Source organism: Pantoea sp. sgz302252 (assembly GCF_042610525.1).
Classification (GTDB): Bacteria; Pseudomonadota; Gammaproteobacteria; order Enterobacterales; family Enterobacteriaceae; genus Erwinia.
In genome coordinates, this window is the sequence record NZ_JBHDVM010000007.1 from 39,722 (window position 1) to 59,789 (window position 20,068).

The following is a 20,068-nucleotide window of genomic DNA, read 5'->3' on the forward strand; positions in this document are numbered from 1 at the left end:
GCGCAGCGGCGGTCTGAGATGCGCCTGCATCGGGCGGCGCAGAGGAAAACATCGTGGCGGAAAGGAATACGGAACACGCTTACTATCATGCCTTGTTGCAGGCTATTCCCGGCGATCGGCCCTGCGGCGAAAGTCTGGAGTACGACGCTGGCTTTATTATGCTGCTGTCCAAATTGCAGCCGAAGCTGGATGCCGAGTACGGCAGCTTTGTCGAGGCGGCCGAGCCGGTAAACTGGGCGGAAATTGAACGCGACTGCCTGGCTTTGCTGCAGCGAAGCCGCGATATTCGGCTGGTGGTGGCGCTGATGCGCTGCCGTATCAGGCAAATTGGCGTGGCGGCAATCAATGAAGGCCTGCTGGTTTTACGGCAGCTACTGGCGACTTTTCCGCAGGATCTCTATCCACAGCTGACGGAAGAAGGCGAATACGATCCGGTTATGCGCGCCAATGCCCTGGCCGAGCTGGAAGATATCAACGGGCTGCTGGCCGATTTCCGCAGCCAGCTGCTGCCAAAGGCGGCAGGTCTGCATATCGCCGTGAAAGATTTTGAAAAAGCGCATGCCACGCCGCGTGAAGAAGGCGCACTGCCTGAAACTACCGTAGCCGCTTTAAAGATTGAGTGGGAGGCGCGCGGCGATCCGGCCATTCTGTCGTTGCAAAAAGCCTGGCTCTGCCTGACGGAACTGCGCACCTCGCTACAAGCCTCGCTGGGCGAAGAGACGCCCGATTTCGCCCGGCTGTCGCGTCTTCTTCGGCTTTTTGTCGACGATAATAATTTGCCCGAAGCCCGTCAGCCTGAACCGCTCACAGAAGCAGCGGCTACGCCACAACCAGAGCAGGAAGCCGCAGGCGAACCGGTAAGCGAAGCCCGGCCAGCGCCAACGGAAATCACCGGCCGTGCCGAAGCCTTGCTTAAGCTACAGGAACTGCGGCTATGGTTTAGCAGAATGGAGCCGGGCAGCCCCGCAATAGTGCTACTGCGCTTTGCGGAACAGACGGTGGGCAAAAGCTATAGCCAGCTGTTGAAAATGCTGCCGCCCGAAGTTATCGAAAAACTGGCTATTGATAAGGATTAACCATGCCAAGGATAAGCACAGTGCTGCTGGCGAGCCTGCTTCTGACGGGCACGGCTTACGCATGCTCTCCCGACCCTGAGTCCTCTCCGCCACAAACGCTGACTATTGCCAGCCAGACTATCCCGATAAGCGCGGACGCGGCCAGCGATACTTCCGTTCCTGTTGCCGTTTACGATTCGCCTTCGGCCGTTCAGACGGAATATATTAACTGTGTGTTCGGCACAAACTACGGCAGAGCGGTTATTGGCCTTGGCTCTCAGGATACCGCGACTAAAATTTACCCCACGCAAATCCCAGGCCTGGGCGTAAAAATTTTATTTAATAACACTAAGTTGCTGAAAGATTTTCCCGCTACGGAAACCATATTATTTAACCCCAGTGAGGGAAATAACCCTGATAAACTCAGCCGACTACAATTTTTGGCGGGCGCCCATTTCCGTCTGGAGTTTTATAAAACCGCAGAAAAACTCTCCTTAAGCAAAGTAAATAACAACCCGGTATTACCCGCTGGCGAACTGGCTTATCTCTGGGTTAACAGCCCCGATTTGGCAAATTATGCGCTAAAGCTGGTGACCGGCGGTTTCACTATCGCTTCTACGCCCGCCTGTACCACGGACAGCGCCAAAACCATAGATTTCGGCACGGTTACGCCCGCGTTGCTCCGGGACGGCGGCGTGGAGCGAACGCTGGATTTCGCCCTTAGCTGCCAAACGGATTACGCCAGCTGGTCTGCGACAGCCAGTATGACTACGCCAACGCCTTCCGCAGACGCCAGCTATATCAGAGTTAGCGATGCAGCAAACAATACTGATGCATTAGGCATTGAGATCTATAACAGCGCGGGCGACCTAATCAAAGTGGACGGCTCGTCCACGGAACAATCCGCGGCCAGGGCGAATAATGCCTCAATGCAATTTAACTGGAAGGCAAAATTAATTAATGCCGCCAGCGCCGCCGCTCGTCCGCAAAACGGCGCCTTTATGGCGCGGGCGGAAATTATTCTGCAGATCGAGTAACAGGGTTGCCATATGGAAATGAAACCTGCTGTTTTTATCAGTATCGCCAGCTATCGCGACAGCGAACTGATCCCAACGTTATGCGATTTAATCGACAAAGCTTCCGGACGCTATCGGCTTGCCGTTGCCGTCTGCTGGCAGGACGATAATAACCTGCAAATCTTTCAGCAGGCTGGCATGACGCTTTGCGGCACCAAAGAGGCGGGAGAACATGAAGTCCTGCTCTGGCGCTACGCTGGCGTAGAAATTCAGGTTATCGCGCTGCACTACTTTCTTAGCCAGGGCGCCTGCTGGGCCAGACACCTCTGCGAAACGCTTTATCAGCAGGAGAACTACTTTCTGCAAATTGATTCCCACTGTCGCTTTGTAGCTGACTGGGACAGCGAAATGATCGCTATGCTGACCCAGCTAAAAGCAACAAGCGCCAGGCCCGTGCTCTCTTCTTACCCGCCGGGCTACGAGCCGGGGAAAGAGGATAAAAAAACCAACACTATTTTTCGTCTGGTTTTTCGCGGCTTCTCCAGCGAAAAGATCTTACAGCTTACCTCCGTTGATTTTCAGCAGGATTCGCCGGTGCGAGGAAGCTACCTGGCGGGCGGCTTTATCTTTGCCGAAGGCTCTTTTGTCCGGGATGTGCCAAACGACCCGCAGATCTTTTTCGAAGGCGAAGAGATTGCGATGGCGGCGCGGGCTTTTACCCACGGCTATGACGTCTGGCATCCGCATAAGGCGCTACTCTGGCACTTTTACGGCAGGAAAGAGTTTACGCGTATTTGGGGCGATCATACTGACGAGGCGAAAAAGGCCGGTTCGGTCGACCACGCCTGGTATGAGAGAGACCGCATTTCGAAAAGGAAAGTCAGGGCGCTGCTCGGTATGGAACAGCCAGAGCAGCAGGATGAAGATAAATATGCTTTAGGCAAGCAAAGAACGCTGGCGGAATTCGAAGCTACGCTGGGCGTCAGTTTCACCAGACAATCGGTGCTGCCAGAGGTTGTAGCGGCGGAACGTATCGCCTGGTTTCCTGCGCCTCATCAAGAAAACTGGCAGGAGCGGCTGACCAATCGGATGCAGAAAGAGGTCACGCTCGCTCAGGAAGAAGTTGCCGTGCCGCTGGCCGATATCGATTCTCTGCATATCGGCGTCTACAGCGACAATAACGACTTAATTTATAAAAAAACGCTCTCCGGCGAGGAAATAAGCGCCAGCCTGGTCAATGGCGGCAGGCAGATAAAGGTAAAAATGGAGGTCGCCTTTTCTCCTCTGCACAACCCAACCCGGATCCGTTTTAGCCCCTATGACGAAAACGAAGGATGGGGAAAAGTCGTGGAGAGAGTCTGGTGAAAAGCGAGAGCCTGTTCAACCGACTGATTTGCGTGGATGCGCTGCTCTCTTTTAACGGCGTCATCCCTTCGCTGCCGGAATTCCAGTTAAAGCTGGTCACGCTGATCGAGCTATTCAGTAAATTGCTGATTTCCGAAGGGGAAGACGAACTGCTCTGCGATCGTCTTTGCCATCTGCTCTGCCGCCATCTGGACAGACATATCGCTTTAAGCCTTAGTACGGAAAATATTTGCTGGGCGCGTTACTCCCTCACACAGCACTTTTACGGCTATGAAGAAGCCAGAGAAGAGATAAGCGTAGAGCTTGCACAGCTGCTGGAAATCGCTACGGGCAGGCTCTATGCCTGCGCCAGCAAACTGCACAAGCTTATTTCAGTAAGCAAGAAAACAGACGCTTTTGCTGCGCTGCCGGAAGTAGCCGGGGAAAAAGAAGTACCTGTGGCAGAAGTAAAGATCGCCTCTCTGCGCCCGGTGCCTTTTCCGCTATGGGCAACGATTGTTGCACTAACCGGAGTGCTGGCGGTTCTCTGGTTTATTTGCCTCTGTTACCTGAAGAGCTTTGACTTATGAGCGCCTTAACCTCTTTGCCGGAAAACGAGCCTTCCGCCGCCGCTTCCGTGATCTTTATCATCGGTCCCTGGGCCGCCACATGGTTTTCCACCGCACAAACGGAATGGCAGGAAGAAAATGTACGCTGGCTGGTGGCGCCAGAGGCGGAGGATCTTCACAAAAACCTCAGTCGACTGCGGCTGAAAACCGACCGCGTCAGCACCTTCTTTCCCTTTTTTCCGGACGGCGAAGAGAGCGAAGAGCAGGTGCTGGCGAAGCTGACGACGTGGCGGCGGCGTTTCCGTCTGGAAGAACCTCTTTCCTGCTCGCTGGCGATTTATGCTCGTTTGAGCTATGAAAAAGCGGCTGAAGGAGCCTGGTGGTCGGGAGAAGTTAATTTTAGCGGGCGAGAGACTACTGTGGAACAAGCGCTGGAAGAATTGATCGCCGCATTTGCGCCGCGCTGTCGGCCTGTTATCTATCGCCACGCCATGACGGAGGCGCTGCGGTTATGGCTGGCGGAGTCCGGCATAGCAAAAGCGCTGCATTCGCTGTTTACAACCTCGCCGTTACGGCTGTCGGACGTGCTGCTGGCCGATAGCAACGAAGGTTTTACGCGGCACGGCGCCTGGTCATGCTGGCTGCACCGCAAGTTTCGCCTTTATCCGGGGCTCTCTTCAGCCGTTGTGCTGCCCGGCCTTCCTGCTGTCAGCGAACGCCGCGCGCCGCTCTTTGTTAGCCCTGACAGCGGCCGTGGTTTTGCCCTGCCCTGGCTGCCGGTTTTGGTTGCGTTACTGCTGGCATTTTGTCTCGTGGCATCCGCCTGGCTGACGGGCAGCCGTATAAACGCAGCCAGCCATGCGCTGGCCGAATTTCAGCAAACAGATGAAATGCAGCTCCAGAAGAAACGGGCGGCTTATCAAAGGATAACTCTTCTTAATCAACAGTTACTGCGCTGCCGCGATGCCTGGTACAGCCGAATTTGGGGATCTTCGCCTTGCGGAAAAATGGCCGAGCGGGCGCGGCTGGCGCTGCAGAATTACGATCCTGCGCCAGTATTTATGCCGTCTGGATCCGTGGCGCTATTCGACCGTGGCAGCGCCACGCTCAGGCCGGAGAGCAGCCAAAGCCTGGCCAGCCTGCTGCCGCTGATCCGCGATAATGCCCAAACCCTGTTTATGATCGTCGGGCATGCAGACAATACCGGCAGTGCCCAAAACAATCTGCAGCTTTCCACACGCAGAGCCAGAGCAGTACGTGACTGGCTAGTAAGCCACGCACAGGTGTCGCCGGACAGATTTACTCTTGGCGGAATGGGCGACAGCAGCCCGGTTGCCAGCAATCAAACCGAAAAAGGGCGAAAGCAAAACCGGCGAGTGGAAATCATCCCTTTGCCGAACTCAGCACATGTACAAACAGGTAAAAATCATGAGTAAAAAAAAGCAATATATTATGTACGAAGGGACTTTTTTAACCGAAGTGCCCTATTACGATCAAAGCATCAATGTATTACGCTTCCACGATCCGGAACAGAATGATTACACGATTCTGGTCAACCGGGCTTTTAAAACAGAAGGCCAGACGCTGGAAGAATTCTGCGAAGCGCAGATGAAGTTTATGGCCAACAGCCTGCCTGGCTATAAAAATGAAGGAAAAATGTTGAAAAATGAAATCGGCCCGGCGAAGCTGCAGGTCATTCAGACGGCTAACTCTTTCCTGGAAAACCGGGAAACGGTCAGGCAAGTACAGACAACGATTGAACTCCCCTGGCATCCGGTTATCAATCCAGGTCGATTAAATTTAATGATTTTTACGCTGGCTTCACAAAAAGAATTTAACGATTTTCAGCGCAAGCACTATGTTCAGATTATTAATAGTTTTGATCCTGTCACTGTCCCGCTTGGCGATAACTAAATGCTTTCTTATCCGGCCCGTCCGATCGGGCCGCATTCTTTACAGACAAAGCGTATTCCCTTTTTTACCTTCGCTCCGGGCGATAAAAGAGGCATAGCGATAAAAATCCATCCGGTTGAGCATACCCATTTTTCTGATAGCGTTGCGGCAATGCGTGTGCACCGTTTTTTCTGAACGTCCCAATATTCTGGAAATAGCTTCCGCATCGTAACCCTGACCAATCATCAGCATAACTTTGCTTTCGGTAGAAGAAAGCTGCATAAACTCTTTCAGCCCGTTGATTTTATAGCCTTCACGGCTGGTAAGGCTGGCGGCGTTCATATTGGCTATCATCAGGATTTTCTTTATTTTTCCGGTGATTTGCGGCAGATTATCGCCCCGACAGATAAAAGGAATATGTAATGCCGTTACCTGTTTATCCGCCTTGTTTTTTCCCCGAAAGGGGTCGCTGCTCTCTTTTTTGCAGAAAATAGTAATGATAATATCCCTGAAAATGATATCTGCTTCCATTCTGGCAGGATCCTCTTCAGCGGCGATCACTTTAAACATTCCATTCTTTATACTATTACCTGTATTTGCGATCAGGTATTCCAGTCCCTTTCTGTAGTAGATGTTATTACTGGCAACGGCTATCTTTAGCATAATATTTCATCCTGAATATAAATTACGCAGTAAATGGTGATCCCGTAAAATTCGGTTTCCCTGGGGAATTTATGCCATCAATTAATTTATTAAACACCTATTACTGAATAACAGGCTAATTAGCGACCTAAAAAATCTTAATGTTTACATTTTATAGAATGGAATCTATTTCTCAGAAAACCCTGATTCATCTATTACTAAATATTTACACTCTACTTAAGAAGTCCATACTAACCATCCCGATAAATATGTCATCCAAAAAAGTTATAATTTTAAAAATCAAGATTATTCCTAATGGTATAGCAGCCGCTTTCATTTTTGCTGGTTTACCCTGTTTATGGGTCGCAGGGAAAATAACGTTTCTATTTGAGATTTCGCCAGCAGCCTTTATTGCAGATAAATAAGATAAAGGTAATTTAGCTACGCCGGACCGGCAATAGCCTGTAATTCTCGCGTACTCGACAAAATAATGTGATGCAAATCACGTTTTACTTACCTCTATCCTTTGCCTGAAGGCGCTTAAGCAGCAGCATGTTCCAATCTTGCGGCGACAGCATTCGCTATATAGGATGCGACATAACGTTATGCTAACCTTTGCGCGATCTTTACATTCATCTGCACGCGGCTGACGATTGCGTAAGCTGCAGTTCGGCAAGGCATAACAAAAAAATGACTATGTTCTCTTCGCCCCGCGCGACTAAAAGCGCGCTGTGCGTACTGATTTTTATGGCGGTGCAGAGCGCCGCTGCCCAGGAAAAAACCCTGACTGTAGAAGCGGCAGCACAAAACGGCGAGGTGCCAGCGCCTGAAAAGCAGGCCACGCTGGGCAACCTGGGCAGGCAGCAAATACGCAACACGCCTTATTCGGTACAGGTTGTCTCTCCCACGCTAATGAAGCGCCAGCAGCTGAAAAGCATCACCGATATCTACCGTTATATGCCTTCAGTGCAGGGCGATGGCGCCCGCCCGCAGACGCGCGGTATGCAGGGCAGCGTTGTACAAAACTCAATGATTGACGGCCTGAATGTTGTTTCCACCACCGATTATGCTGCAGAACAGTTCGATCATCTCGAAGTGCTGAACGGCCTGGGCGGCTCGCTCTATGGCCCGGCGAACCCTGCCGGGCTTTTTAACTTTGTGGCGAAGCGACCAACCGATATCGCGCAGCATAGCCTGACTGTCGGCGCGGGCACCGGGCTAAGCCATCTGGTTTCCGGCGATTTCAGCGGTCCGCTGGACGCTAACGATCGCCTGCGCTATCGCGCCAATTTCCTTGATGACGAGGGCGACGGCTATGTCAGCGGCAGTAAAAAACGCCGCCAGCTGTTTAGCCTTGCGCTGGATGCCACGCTGACCGATAAAACGGAGCTGGAAAGCAACTTCAGTTATTACCACTATTATGAGAAAGGCCTGCCGGGGAAATTCGCGCTGGGCAACGGCCTTTCTTTCCCGGCTGCGCCCGATCCCAAAACCGCGCATCTGGGTCAATACTATGCCGGTAGCGACAATCATACGCTGACTGCCAGCCTGCATCTGAAGCATGATTTTGACGGCAACTGGCAGGGTGAACTGGGCGTGCTGCGCCAGATAGCCGATCGTGAATCCACGGCGGTGACCAATACCTTTACTGACCATGCAGGCAGTTACAAAACTACCACTTCCTCGTCCACTGCCAGCCGCTTTACTATTAATAGCTATATGGCGAACCTTAATGGCGAGGTGGAAACCGGCTGGCTGCATCATCAAATTTCCACCGGCATCCGCGGCTTTGTCTGGAAAAATTACAATCCGCTAAACGGCGGCACCAGCACGCTGGGCAGCGCCTCGCTTGACGACCCGCAATCTTTCGCCGAGCCGGACTACCCGGATTTCACTCATCGCTACCATTCGGCTACCGCCACCCAACAGGCGCTGCTGCTGAGCGATACGTTGACCTTTTCGCCACAGTGGAGCCTGCTGCTGGCCGGCAGCGAAAGCTTCCTGACCTCGGCTAACTATGCGAAAACCGGCAGCCGCAGCAGCCATTCTGATGACAGTGGCTTTAGCGGCTCCGCCAGCCTGATGTACAAGCCTGTGGATCCGCTGACGCTCTATGTGACCTATGCCGATAGTCTGCAGCAGGGCGATACCGCACCAGCCGGCTCGAATAATGCCGGCAGCATCCTGTCGCCTTACCGTAGCAAACAGGTTGAAGTAGGCAGCAAGCTGGCGGTCAATAAACTATTGTTGACTGCCGCGCTGTTCCAGATCGACCGTCCTTTTGCCTATACCACCACCAGCGGTGATTATGCTGTAGATGGCAACCAGCGCAACCGCGGACTGGAGCTGATGGCCGACGGCGATCTGAGCGATAACCTGCATCTGTATGGCGGCATGACCTGGCTCGATCCGCGCCTGCGAGATACCGCAAGCGCGGCTACCAGCGATAAACAGATTGTCGGTTTGCCTCGTTACACGGCCAGTCTGTTCGCCGCTTACGATCTGCCTTTCCTGAGCGGCACGGATATTCACGGCGGCATGCACTATGTCGGGCGCCGCAGTACGGATAACGCCAATGATAGCTGGGTAGGCAGCTATGCTACTTTCGATATTGGCAGCAGCTATAAAACTCACCTATTTAATACGGAGACCACTTTCCGCCTGGACATGACTAACCTGACCAATCGCCACTACTGGACGAATATCGTGCCGGGCGGCCTGAACGGCTATAGCGGCGCGGGTTACGCCAGCGCGCAGCTGGGCGAGCCGCGCATGGTGCAGGTTTCCATGCAGCTGAATTTCTGATGAGGATCTGATGAAGAAACGCCTGATTGCGTCGCTGCTGGCGGCGCTCACTCTGCTTACAAGCTCCGCCGCTTTTGGCCGTACCGTTGTAGATGATGCGGGTAATAAGGTGACGGTGCCGCAGCAGGCGCGGCGAATTGCCGACGGCTGGTACGCGCATCATTCGCTGCTGATGACGCTGGGCGCAGGCGACCGCATCGTGGCAACGGTGAACCATGCGGCCGATCGTCCGTGGATGTTTAAAATTCAGCCATCGCTGAATCAGGCGCTGGCGGTGCATGGCCGCACCTTTAACAGCGAAGCGCTACTGGCAGCAAAGGTTGATACGGTATTCGTCGCGGCAGAAGATGCCGATGCCGATGCGTACCGCCGGGCGGGTCTGCCGACGCTGGTAATGCATTTTGACGACTTTCCCTCTATGCAGCGTTCGCTGCTGACTACGGCGGAAGTGGTCGGCACGCCGCAGGCGAAAAAGCGGGCGCAGGCTTATAACGCTTATCTCGATCGGCAGATCGCCGCTATCAAAGCGAAAACCGCCGGGTTAAGCGAAAGCCAGCGCCCACGCGTGTTGCATATCCAGTCGCTGCATCCGCTAAAGGTTGACGGGCGCAATACGCTTATTGATACCTGGATCAGGCTGGCTGGCGGTCGCAACGCGGCGGCGGAGATTGACGGCAATATGAAAGAGACCTCGCCGGAAAACGTGCTTTTCTGGCAGCCGGATATCATCATTATTGGCGCGGGAGCCGGAAAACTTGCTGATTCAGATTACGCTACGCTGTTCGCCAGTTTGCAGGCGGTAAAAAATCATCAGGTCTGGCAAAATCCGGCGGGCGTTTTCCCCTGGGATCGCTACGGCACCGAAGCCGCGCTGCAAATCCAGTGGGCGGCAAAGCTACTGCATCCCGAACTTTTCCCACAGATTAATATGGTGAAAGCGACACAGGACTTTTATCATCGATTCTTTGATTACGCGCTGACTGCCGAGTGGGCGCAGCGAATATTACAGGCAGAAGGGCCGCAATAAAGGCGAATTATTGCTGAAAGGAGAGAAATGATGATTGTCAGAACCTGGCACGGCTGTGTTCCTTTAAAATATGCGGAAAGTTTTGCGCAGCATTTGCAAAATACTGGCGTGGAGCATGCGCAAAATACGCCGGGTAATTTGGGCGCCTTTGTGAAAATGCAAATACAGGCCGACCAGGCACATTTCTTCCTGGCGACTTACTGGCAGGATATAAAAGCCGTCAAGGCTTTCGCGGGCGACGAATACGATGTCGCCGTCACCTGGCCGGAAGACGAGCGCTTTGCCCTGATCTCCGATCCCTATGTTTTTCATCATCATGTCGCAACCGTAACGCCGTTATAGCTTGTCCGGCACGTTCCAGTCACAGTCGATTTCGTCATTGTGGCTGGAACATTGGGCAGCCCTGTTCGCGCTGGCAGTTGCCTCATGCGGGTGTTTATGCCCCATGCAGCCGCATAACGACAATAAACAGCATATTATCAGGCTATATTTTTTCATATTATCTACAGAGAAGTTTTCCCTTCCCGATAATACAAAAAAAACCTCAACATCCAACTAACAGATGAATAATTACTCTTTATTTTACATGATGGATAAATATGAAATTATTAATGCAAATTAAAATCATTAATAAGTTAACTTATCCTAATTAAAATTAACAAGAGTAAGGTTCTCGTTTAATAGTTATCCATCCGCCTAATCAAAGATCCGTTTAACGTTGATTAGGGATTTAAAGGCTATTCTTTTATCGTGTAGAACAGAATCGGACGCGCGGCAGGTCAGGATTTTTCGTTTTGTAGGCGCGCAGGCGTTTAGCCTGCGCTCTGTAGCCATCAGGGCTGGCTGAGTTCAGCAATTAACGTCTGGTTAAACAGCGCCGGATCTTCCATTTGCGGCGCGTGGCCCATGCCTTTGAACTCTTTCAGCGTCGCATGCGGGATCAGCGCCGCTACGGCTTTGCCAAGTTGATCATAATGGCCGATTTTCGCTTTTACGTCTGGCGGCGCTATATCACTGCCGATAGCGGTGGTATCGGCCGTTCCGATCAGCAGCGTGGTGGGAACAGCAAGGTTTTTGAATTCGTAATAAACCGGCTGGGTGAAAATCATGTCGTACAGCAGCGCGGAGTTCCAGGCTACCAGCTTATGGCCCGGGCCGTTATTGAGGCCTGCCAGCATATCGACCCAGCGATCGTATTCTGGTTTCCACTGGCCTACGTAATAGGTTTTCTGCTCATATTTTTTAATGCTTGCCGCGCTGGTTTTCAGCTCTCGCTGATACCAGTCATCCACGCTGCGCCAGGGCACGCCCTTTGCTTTCCAGTCTTCCAGCCCGATGGGGTTCACCAGCGCCAGCTTCTCTACCTGCTGCGGGTACATCAGTGCGTAGCGCGTGGCCAGCATGCCGCCGGTCGAATGACCAACCAGCGTGATTTTATCAATGTGCAGGCTGGCAAGCAGCTGATGGGTATTTAAAGCAAGCTGCTGAAAACTGTACTGGTAGCTGGCTGGTTTGGTCGAGGTGCAGAAACCAATTTGATCCGGCGCGATGACGCGATAGCCGACGCGGCGCAGTGCTTCGATCGTATCCTGCCAGGTTACGCCGCAAAAGTTTTTACCATGCAGCAGCACTACCGTACGTCCGTTGGCTTTGCCCTGCGGCCGCGCGTCGATGTACCCCATCGCCAGCGGCTGGTTTTGAGATGAGAAAGTAAATTTTTCAATGGAGTAAGGGAAATTAAATCCCTGTAGCTCAGCACCGTACTGCGGCGTTGAAGCGGCCGCAATTGCGCTAAAAGTCAGCAGCGCGCCTGCCGATAAGAAAATGCGGGCTGTTTTTAACATGTTAATTATCCTCGTTAACATTCAGAAATCGTCAGACAGCCGCTTCAGCTTAGTGGATCGCCAGAGGGTTAAAGAGGATTAAAGGGCAGTTTTATTGCCGCCACGTGCGATTTTCCACCGATGCCTTAGCAAAAAGAGCTATGGCTGTGGCGAATTACCGATTGCTGAGTAAAGTTAATTTGTTACCACGTGTTAAAAGGAAAGACGAATGTTAAGCAATGTCAGCTGGCTGGTATCGCTGCTGTGGTTAAGCCTCTGCTGTCGGCTGGAGCCGGAAGCGCCCGAGCGCTCCAGCTTCTTTATGAGCGCCTGAACGGCGCTTGCGGCGATCTGCCTGTGGAAACCGCGTCCACAGGCAGATCGGCGTCAGACGGCACTACGGGTAAAGTCGATCACCATCCTGCCTTTGATTTTCCCTTCCAGCATCTCATCGAAAATATCGTTGATTTCCTCAACGGCGCGTTTTGTCACTTTTGGTACCACTTTGCCTTCTGCTGCGAACTGGAAAGCCTCGGCCAGATCTTCCCGCGTTCCCACCAGCGAGCCCACCACCTGAATGCCGTCCAGCACCAGACGTGGGATATTCAGGCTCATGGATTCCGGTGGCAGCCCGACAGCAACGATGCGACCGCCAGCGCGCATCGCATCTACCGCCGAGTTGAACGCTGCCTTAGCGACAGCGGTCACCACCGCCGCATGCGCGCCGCCCGTTTTTTCCTGAATAACCTTCGCCGCGTCTTCTTTCGCCGGATTGATAACCAGATCGGCTCCCATCTCCTTTGCGAACTCCAGCTGGGCATCATTGACATCGACGGCGATCACTTTGGCGTTAAAGACGTTTTTCGCGTACTGCAGCGCCAGGTTGCCCAGGCCGCCCAGGCCGTAAATCGCCAGCCATTTTCCGGGCTGGATGCCAGAGACTTTTACCGCTTTGTAAGTTGTGACGCCCGCGCAGGTTACGCTGCTGGCTGCGGCAGGATCCAGACCTTCCGGCACTTTGACCGCGTAGTCGGCAACCACGATACACTCTTCCGCCATGCCGCCGTCTGCGGTAAAGCCCGCATTCAGCACATCGCGACACAGGGTTTCATTGCCTGTAGTGCAATATTCGCAGTGCCCACAGCCTTTATAGAACCAGGCCACGCTGGCCCGATCGCCCACTTTTAACGACGTTACGCCTGGCCCCACCGCACTGACGACGCCCACGCCTTCATGGCCTAATACCACGCCAGTACGATCGCCGAAATCGCCATTTTTAACGTGGAGATCCGTATGGCAAACGCCGCAGCATTCCATTTTCAGCAGCGCCTCGCCGTGCGCCAGCGGGCGCAATTTTTTATCAATAATTTCAACAGTACGGTTCTTACTAACCACGGCAGCTTTCATCGTCCTTTCCTCTTTGACTGGGTGTGGTTTAACTATATGAATATTTTCGACCCTTGCTTTGATTTAGCGCGGATAAATATCCTGCGATTCTTCCCAAATTACGCAACATGCAGGCGAGATCGCTGATTCAATTAAATTGAAACGCCATTTTATTAAATTGGTGAAGCAGGCCGCCGCTATCTTTCCTCTTTCGCCACTTCCTGCTGTCTGCTGGCAAAATCGCAAAGGTTTTCTGCCCGTCATAACTCTAACGTACCTCATCTCCCGACATACAGCCGGGCTGTGCATGTTGGTTACTCAGGATGAATATTATGACTATACGCAAACCAGGAACGCTTAATTATCTCGCCTATGGATCAGGAGATTTTCTTGGTGCCGGCACGATGGCATTAACATCTGCCTGGCTACTCTATTTTTACACTACCTTCTGCGGCCTTACTCCCATCGAAGCGACCTCGATTTTCGCCATGGCCCGTATTGTGGACGGCGTGGTCAGCCCGCTGATGGGCTACCTGACCGACCATTTCGGTTCTACCCGACTTGGCAAGCGATTTGGCCGCCGTAAGTTCTTTATTCTTCTCGGTATTCCGCTGGTTTTCAGCTACAGCGTGATGTGGGTCAGCGATATGACCTACGTTTACTATCTGCTGACCTATCTGTTCTTTGAAGTGGTCTATACCTCGATCCTGGTACCTTACGAAACTCTGGTACCGGAAATGACCGATGACTTTAAAGAGAAAACCAAGTTCTCCGGTGCCCGCATCGCGCTGGCTCAGCTTTCCGCTATCCTGGCCGCCTTCCTGCCAGGTATTTTGCTGAGCTACTTCGGTAAAGATAATCCCCTTTCCTTTTTCTACTCCAGCCTGGTCTTTTCCGTACTGTGCGCCTGCGTGCTGACGCTGGTTTATCTCTATACCTGGGAGCGTCCCGCCGAGAAAAAATCTGCTGCCGCGCTGGCTGCCGAGCAGCAAAAACTGACGCTGGGGCAAAGCCTCAACCGCCTGAAAATCGAACTACTTTCCACGCTGCGCATCCGCATTTTCCGCCAGCATTTGGGTATGTATCTTGGCGGTTATATTGCGCAGGACGTATTTAACGCCGTCTTTACCTACTACGTGGTCTTTGTGCTGATGCAGCAGGCCACCGTCGCCTCTAATCTGATGGGCACCATGGCGATCCTGCAGTTTGTCGCCGTAATCGGCATGATCCCGCTCTGTATCCGCATCGGGCCTGCGCCTGCTTACCGCATCGTTGTGACGCTGTTTGCGCTCAGTACGCTTTCCTACGGCGTGCTTTATTACAGCGGCATGAGCGATGTCTTCTCTCTGCTGCTGCTGATCTCCGCTATCGCAGGTCTGGGCCGTGGCGGCATCAACTACGTGCCGTGGAACATCTACACCTACATTGCGGATGTGGATGAAGTTATCACCGGCCAGCGTCGCGAAGGCATCTTCGCCGGGATCATGACTTTGACCCGTAAAGCTTCACAGGCTGGCGCAGTAATGCTGGTAGGTATTCTGATGCAGCTTTCCGGCTTTGTTACAGGCGCTACCGAACAGACAGAAAGCGTCAGCCACGCGATCCTGATGATCATGTGCGGCGGCACCATCTTCGTCCTCTTCCTTGGCTTTATGATCTCTTTGCGTTTCAAACTCAATTTGACCACGCACAAAACCCTGCGTGAGGAAACAGAGAAAATGCGCAAAGCAGGCAATATCGTGCCCGATCAGATCGCGCCTCAGGCCCGCGCTACCGTCGAGATGCTGGCAGGCATGCCTTACGAATCGCTCTGGGGCAACAACAATATCGGTTACCTGAATCGCAATAAACCTGCGGCTGGCGTATTGCCCGCACAGGAAAAAGCAGCAGATAACCCTGGCGACAACTTAACGCATTCATAGTCAACATTAGATCCACGAGGACAGAGCAATTATGGTCGTATACCCAGTAAAACACAGCCCACTCCTGCGCCAGCCGGAAAGGTTTATCGCCAGCCACGAGCTTCATCAGCTGATCAACAAGCTGGTGGACAACCTGGTGAATATAACCGATGAAACCGGCGAGTTTTTGCTGAGGCTGGATGATGGCCGGGTGATCGACACCAAAGGCTGGGCAGGATGGGAATGGACGCACGGCATCGGGCTGTACGGCATTCACCGGTATTACCGCCAGACGGGTGATGACAGGCTGCGCGCCATCATTGACAACTGGTTCAGCGACCGTTTTGCTGAAGGCTCCACGACCCGTAACGTGAACACGGTTTGCCCGTTTCTGACGCTGGCTTACCGTTACGAAGAGACCCGCGATCCGCGCTGGTTGCCTTATCTGGAAAGCTGGGCGGACTGGATTATGCACGCCATGCCGCGTACCCGCATGGACGGCCTGCAGCACATTACCCTGGCGGAGGAGAACCACCAGCAGCTGTGGGACGACACGCTGATGATGTCCGTGATGCCGCTGGCAAAAATCGGCAAGCTGCTTAACCGTCCGGAATACGTAGAAGAAGCGAAATACCAGTTCCTGCTGCATACCCAGCACCTGATGGATAAGGAAACCGGCCTGTGGTTCCACGGCTGGACTTTTGAGGGCAACCATAACTTCGCTAACGCACGCTGGGCGCGCGGCAATAGCTGGCTGACCATAGTAATCCCGGAGTTTCTGGAGCTGCTCGATCTGCCGGAAACGGACGCCACGCGCCGCTATCTGATTCAGGTGCTGAACTGCCAGCTGGCGGCGCTGGAAAAATGCCAGGATGAAAGCGGCCTGTGGCACACGCTGCTGGACGATCCCGACTCCTATCTTGAAGCTTCGGCGACCGCTGGCTTCGCCTTCGGCATGCTGAAGGCGGCCCGTCGCCACTATGCCGATGCCCGCTATATCAAAGTAGCCGAAAAAGCTATTAAAGGATTGATTTCCCGCATCAACAAGGACGGCGAGCTGACCCAGGTTTCCTTTGGAACCGGCATGGGCAAAGACCTTGAGTTCTACCGCCAGATACCGCTGACCTCCATGCCTTACGGCCAGGCAATGGCGATCCTGTGTCTGGTGGAATACCTGCACGTTTATCTCTGAATTAAGGAAACTGCATGATCGACAATTTTTCTCTACAGGGAAAGGTGGCCGTGGTCACCGGTTGTAATACCGGCTTAGGGAAAAGTATGGCAGTAGGTCTGGCGCAGGCGGGTTGCGATATCGTGGCGATTAACCGCAGCGATCCCGCTGAAACCGCCGCGGAAGTTAAGGCTGCGGGGCGTCGTTTTCTCAGCCTGAAGGCCGATCTGGGTCGTCAGGCTGAGCTGTCATCGCTGTTGGAACGTGCAGTACAGGAAATGGGGCACATTGATATCCTGGTCAATAACGCGGGGCTTATTCGTCGTGAAGACGCGCTGAACTTCAGCGAACAGGACTGGGACGACGTGATGAACGTCAATATCAAAACGCTCTTCTTTTTATCGCAGCTGGCTGCCCGCCAGTTTATCCGGCAAGGGAGCGGCGGCAAGATTATCAATATTGCCTCAATGCTCTCTTTCCAGGGCGGCGTACGCGTGCCTTCCTATACCGCATCGAAAAGCGCGGTAATGGGGCTGACGCGTCAGCTGGCGAACGAGTGGGCTAAGCACGGCATCAATGTCAACGCACTGGCGCCGGGCTATATGGTCACCAATAACACAGAACAGCTGCGCGGCGATGAAGAACGCAGCGCGGAAATTCTGGCGCGTATCCCGGCAGGCCGCTGGGGCACGCCACAGGATGTTATGGGCCCGGTGATTTTTCTGGCATCGAAAGCCGCTGACTATATCAACGGCTATACCCTCGCGGTAGATGGCGGCTGGCTGGCGCGCTAGCGCGCCATCGGCTTCTCAATGACTGAATACTGGAGAACAAAGATGAATATCGCACTGATGATGGAAAACAGCCAGGCGCCGAAAAACGCCCTGGTTCTGGAGCAATTGCAGGCCGTAGCGGCGCAAAATAAAGATACCGTGTTCAACGTTGGTATGAGCGACGAGAACGATCATCATCTGACCTATATCCATCTGGGCATTATGGCCAGCATTCTGCTGAATGCCAAAGCGGTGGATTTCGTCGTCACCGGCTGCGGCACCGGCCAGGGCGCGATGATGTCGTTGAATATTCACCCAAACGTGGTCTGCGGCTACTGCCTGGATCCGGCAGATGCATTTCTGTTCGCCCAGATCAATAACGGCAACGCGCTTTCGCTGGCTTTTGCCAAAGGATTTGGCTGGGGCGCCGAGCTGAACGTACGCTATATGTTTGAAAAAGCCTTTACCGGACGTCGCGGCGAAGGCTATCCCTTAGAGCGTAAAGAGCCACAGGTGCGCAATGCCGGTATCCTGAATCAGGTGAAAAGCGCGGTGATCAAAGAAAATTATCTGGATACGCTGCGCGCTATCGATCCGGAACTGGTTAAAACCGCCGTCGGCGGCGAGCGTTTCCAGCAATGCCTGTTTGAACAGGGCAAGGATGCGGAGATCATCGCCTGGGTTAAACAGCTTTTACAGAAGTAAGCTTTACGCTGTGGCCAAACCTGGCCACAGTTTTTTCGTCCTGACGATTTCCAGACCGCTTGCTCTTATTCTGTACCGCTAAAGACAGACTTCTACCTGACGCTAAAATTGCTCTTATCCATTCTTACCTTATCAATTAAAAACGTTCCTGTATTAAAATGCATATAATTAATTAACATCTACCTCTTTGTAATTATTGTTCAGCTAAGGTGATCTGTATCAACCTGTCCGCCGGAAAAGGTTATGATTATTATTCATATTTAATTGCCGTTTATTTATTTCTGTTATTTTGTTTTCATTATAAATAACACCACGGAGTTTATTAATGAAAACTGGATTAATTGGTCTGATGATTGCTGGCGTGCTCACCAGTTCGGCCGCGTTCGCGCAGGATACTACCAGCTGCGTTAAGATGACGGAGAAAGAAGTCGCCGCTATGTTCGATCGCTGGAACGACTCGCTGCAAACTGGCGATGCAAAAACCGTTTCACAAAATTATCTTTCTGATGCCGTGCTTCTGCCCACGCTCTCTAACAAAACTCGCCTGACCGACGAAGAACGCATCGATTATTTCGAAAAGTTCCTGGCGAAAAAACCAGTTGGCCATATCGACAGCCGTACTATCCGTATCGGCTGCAATAAAGCTATCGATACCGGCAACTACACTTTTACCTTTGGCGACGGTTCTAAAGCTGCCGCACGCTACACCTTTACCTATGCCTGGGACGGCCATAAATGGCTGATTTCAAGCCATCACTCTTCCGCCATGCCTGAAGGTTAATAACAGGCCCGGTTGAAAACTTATAAAGACTTAACAAGATCAAGCTGAAGGATAACAGCTGCCCTGGCGGCACCTCCTTTTATTTACAATACCGGGAAAAATTAAAATTAATATAATAATTTTTAATATTAATAGAAGGAATTTTGTTAATAGAATTTTATTCTCTTATTGAGAAAGACCGGATCGAAAGGAAGTTTTCGGATCCGGTTATTTTTCTTTGATTTAATCCAGCCTGCCTACAAAAAATTTTATTTAGAATCAGCCTGAACAACTCACCTACCGTAAATACAGGAAGTTTTTATGCCGTTATCTACCGTCAGGCTGACAGGCGATATTGCCGTTACCCTTCATAAGCCCGATCTTCCAGCCGGGCCTGCCGTTATTCTCTGTCATGGTTTTTGCGGCATACAGGAAATATTACTCCCTGCCTTTGTCGAAGCTTTTACAACAGCGGGTTTCATCGCCATTACTTTCGATTATCGCGGCTTTGGCGCCAGCGGCGGCGAAAGGGGGCGTCTGGTGCCAGCCATGCAGATCGACGATATTGTTACCGTTATCGACTGGGCCAGCGCGCAGCCTGCTATCACCAACATTGGGCTCTGGGGCACTTCTTTCGGTGGCTGTCATGTGTTTGGCGCCGCTGCCCTGCGACCCGCCGTTAGCTGCGTGGTCAGCCAGCTCGCCTTTGCCGACGGCGAAGCGGTAGTCACCGGCAATCTTTCAGCAGAAGAAAAAGCGGGTTTTATCGCCACGCTGGATAAAATGGCCGCGAAGCAGGCAGCCACCGGCAAGGAAACTTTTGTCGCCATAACCCGCGTGCTTAATGATGATGAATCGAAAACCTTTTTCAACAGCCATAAAGCGCAGTTTCCGGCGATGGATATAAAAATTCCCTTCCTCACCGTACGCGAGACGCTGCGCTACAAACCGGCGGCCAATGCCAGCCAGGTAACCTGTCCGACAATGGTGATGATAGCAGGCAAGGATCGGGTCAATCCTCCTGAACAGGGTATCGCGCTGTTTGAAGCCGTAGCGGCAAAAGAGAAAAAGCTACACATCGAAGCGGATGCCAGGCACTACGATATGTACAGCGGCCCGAACTTCAACAATATCGTCGGCCAGCAAATCGGCTGGTACAAAAAATGGCTCTGAATTAAAGTATTCTCTTTTAGCCCGT

The 20,068-nt window shown here is 52.5% G+C and carries 18 protein-coding genes; 15 read left to right on the forward strand and 3 right to left on the reverse strand.

All coding sequences use genetic code 11. The features are described from left to right. Positions 1–53: 53 nt before the first annotated feature. From ACETPC_RS14200 to ACETPC_RS14225, 6 genes are read left to right on the forward strand one after another with little or no spacing between them, the layout of a single operon-like run. Positions 54–1,076, forward strand: coding sequence for an ImpA family type VI secretion system protein (locus ACETPC_RS14200; RefSeq protein ID WP_380182306.1), 1,023 nt, complete (start codon positions 54–56; stop codon positions 1,074–1,076). 2 nt (positions 1,077–1,078) lie between these two features. After that, positions 1,079–2,092, forward strand: coding sequence for a fimbrial protein (locus ACETPC_RS14205; RefSeq protein WP_380182307.1), 1,014 nt, complete (start codon positions 1,079–1,081; stop codon positions 2,090–2,092). 12 nt (positions 2,093–2,104) lie between these two features. Continuing rightward, positions 2,105–3,436: a GlcNAc-transferase family protein gene (locus tag ACETPC_RS14210; protein WP_380182309.1), complete on the forward strand. Its 1,332-nt coding sequence runs from the start codon at positions 2,105–2,107 to the stop codon at positions 3,434–3,436. Next, positions 3,433–4,005, forward strand: a complete 573-nt coding sequence (locus tag ACETPC_RS14215) for a hypothetical protein (RefSeq protein ID WP_380182311.1) — start codon at positions 3,433–3,435, stop codon at positions 4,003–4,005. Before ACETPC_RS14210 ends, ACETPC_RS14215 begins: the two co-directional genes overlap by 4 nt. Then, positions 4,002–5,420, forward strand: coding sequence for an OmpA family protein (locus ACETPC_RS14220; RefSeq protein WP_380182313.1), 1,419 nt, complete (start codon positions 4,002–4,004; stop codon positions 5,418–5,420). Before ACETPC_RS14215 ends, ACETPC_RS14220 begins: the two co-directional genes overlap by 4 nt. Next, positions 5,413–5,898, forward strand: coding sequence for a DcrB-related protein (locus ACETPC_RS14225; protein WP_380182315.1), 486 nt, complete (start codon positions 5,413–5,415; stop codon positions 5,896–5,898). Before ACETPC_RS14220 ends, ACETPC_RS14225 begins: the two co-directional genes overlap by 8 nt. 39 nt (positions 5,899–5,937) lie before the next feature. On the opposite strand, the gene ACETPC_RS14230 is transcribed toward ACETPC_RS14225, so the two are convergent. After that, on the reverse strand, positions 5,938–6,447 hold the full coding sequence (locus ACETPC_RS14230) for a helix-turn-helix transcriptional regulator (RefSeq protein ID WP_380182317.1): 510 nt from the start codon (positions 6,445–6,447) through the stop codon (positions 5,938–5,940). A 762-nt stretch (positions 6,448–7,209) separates the two neighbouring features. Between ACETPC_RS14230 and ACETPC_RS14235 the strand changes: the two genes are divergently transcribed. Genes ACETPC_RS14235 through ACETPC_RS14245 form a run of 3 tightly spaced genes read left to right on the forward strand, consistent with a single transcriptional unit; the run spans position 7,210 to position 10,693 of the window. Continuing rightward, entirely contained in the window at positions 7,210–9,324 is a 2,115-nt protein-coding gene (locus tag ACETPC_RS14235) for a TonB-dependent receptor (RefSeq protein WP_380182319.1), read from the forward strand. Positions 9,325–9,334: 10 nt separating this feature from the next. Continuing rightward, entirely contained in the window at positions 9,335–10,351 is a 1,017-nt protein-coding gene (locus tag ACETPC_RS14240; protein WP_380182321.1) for an ABC transporter substrate-binding protein, read from the forward strand. A 30-nt stretch (positions 10,352–10,381) separates the two neighbouring features. Further along, a complete protein-coding gene (locus ACETPC_RS14245) occupies positions 10,382–10,693 on the forward strand; it encodes a hypothetical protein (RefSeq protein ID WP_380182684.1) in 312 nt (103 codons plus the stop codon). 491 nt (positions 10,694–11,184) lie between these two features. Here the strand turns inward: ACETPC_RS14245 and ACETPC_RS14250 are convergent, their stop codons facing one another. Further along, the gene (locus ACETPC_RS14250; protein ID WP_380182323.1) at positions 11,185–12,195 is read right to left on the reverse strand and encodes an alpha/beta fold hydrolase; all 1,011 of its coding nucleotides are present in this window, start codon (positions 12,193–12,195) and stop codon (positions 11,185–11,187) included. Positions 12,196–12,561: 366 nt separating this feature from the next. Then, on the reverse strand, positions 12,562–13,581 hold the full coding sequence (adhP, locus tag ACETPC_RS14255) for an alcohol dehydrogenase AdhP (protein WP_380182325.1): 1,020 nt from the start codon (positions 13,579–13,581) through the stop codon (positions 12,562–12,564). 311 nt (positions 13,582–13,892) lie between these two features. Between adhP and ACETPC_RS14260 the strand changes: the two genes are divergently transcribed. The 6 genes from ACETPC_RS14260 (at position 13,893) to ACETPC_RS14285 (ending at position 20,043) form a co-directional block, all read left to right on the forward strand. Then, positions 13,893–15,482, forward strand: coding sequence for an MFS transporter (locus ACETPC_RS14260; RefSeq protein ID WP_380182327.1), 1,590 nt, complete (start codon positions 13,893–13,895; stop codon positions 15,480–15,482). Positions 15,483–15,513: 31 nt separating this feature from the next. Beyond that, complete coding sequence (locus tag ACETPC_RS14265) at positions 15,514–16,653, forward strand: glycoside hydrolase family 105 protein (protein ID WP_380182329.1); 1,140 nt, start codon at positions 15,514–15,516, stop codon at positions 16,651–16,653. 14 nt (positions 16,654–16,667) lie between these two features. After that, positions 16,668–17,426, forward strand: a complete 759-nt coding sequence (kduD, locus tag ACETPC_RS14270) for a 2-dehydro-3-deoxy-D-gluconate 5-dehydrogenase KduD (RefSeq protein ID WP_380182330.1) — start codon at positions 16,668–16,670, stop codon at positions 17,424–17,426. A gap of 42 nt (positions 17,427–17,468) precedes the next feature. Beyond that, positions 17,469–18,110, forward strand: a complete 642-nt coding sequence (locus tag ACETPC_RS14275) for an RpiB/LacA/LacB family sugar-phosphate isomerase (protein WP_380182332.1) — start codon at positions 17,469–17,471, stop codon at positions 18,108–18,110. Positions 18,111–18,435: 325 nt separating this feature from the next. After that, complete coding sequence (locus ACETPC_RS14280; RefSeq protein WP_380182334.1) at positions 18,436–18,891, forward strand: SgcJ/EcaC family oxidoreductase; 456 nt, start codon at positions 18,436–18,438, stop codon at positions 18,889–18,891. 300 nt (positions 18,892–19,191) lie between these two features. Beyond that, positions 19,192–20,043 (forward strand): alpha/beta hydrolase, encoded by an 852-nt coding sequence (locus ACETPC_RS14285; protein WP_380182336.1) that lies wholly within the window; start codon positions 19,192–19,194, stop codon positions 20,041–20,043. The last annotated feature ends 25 nt before the right edge of the window (positions 20,044–20,068 follow it).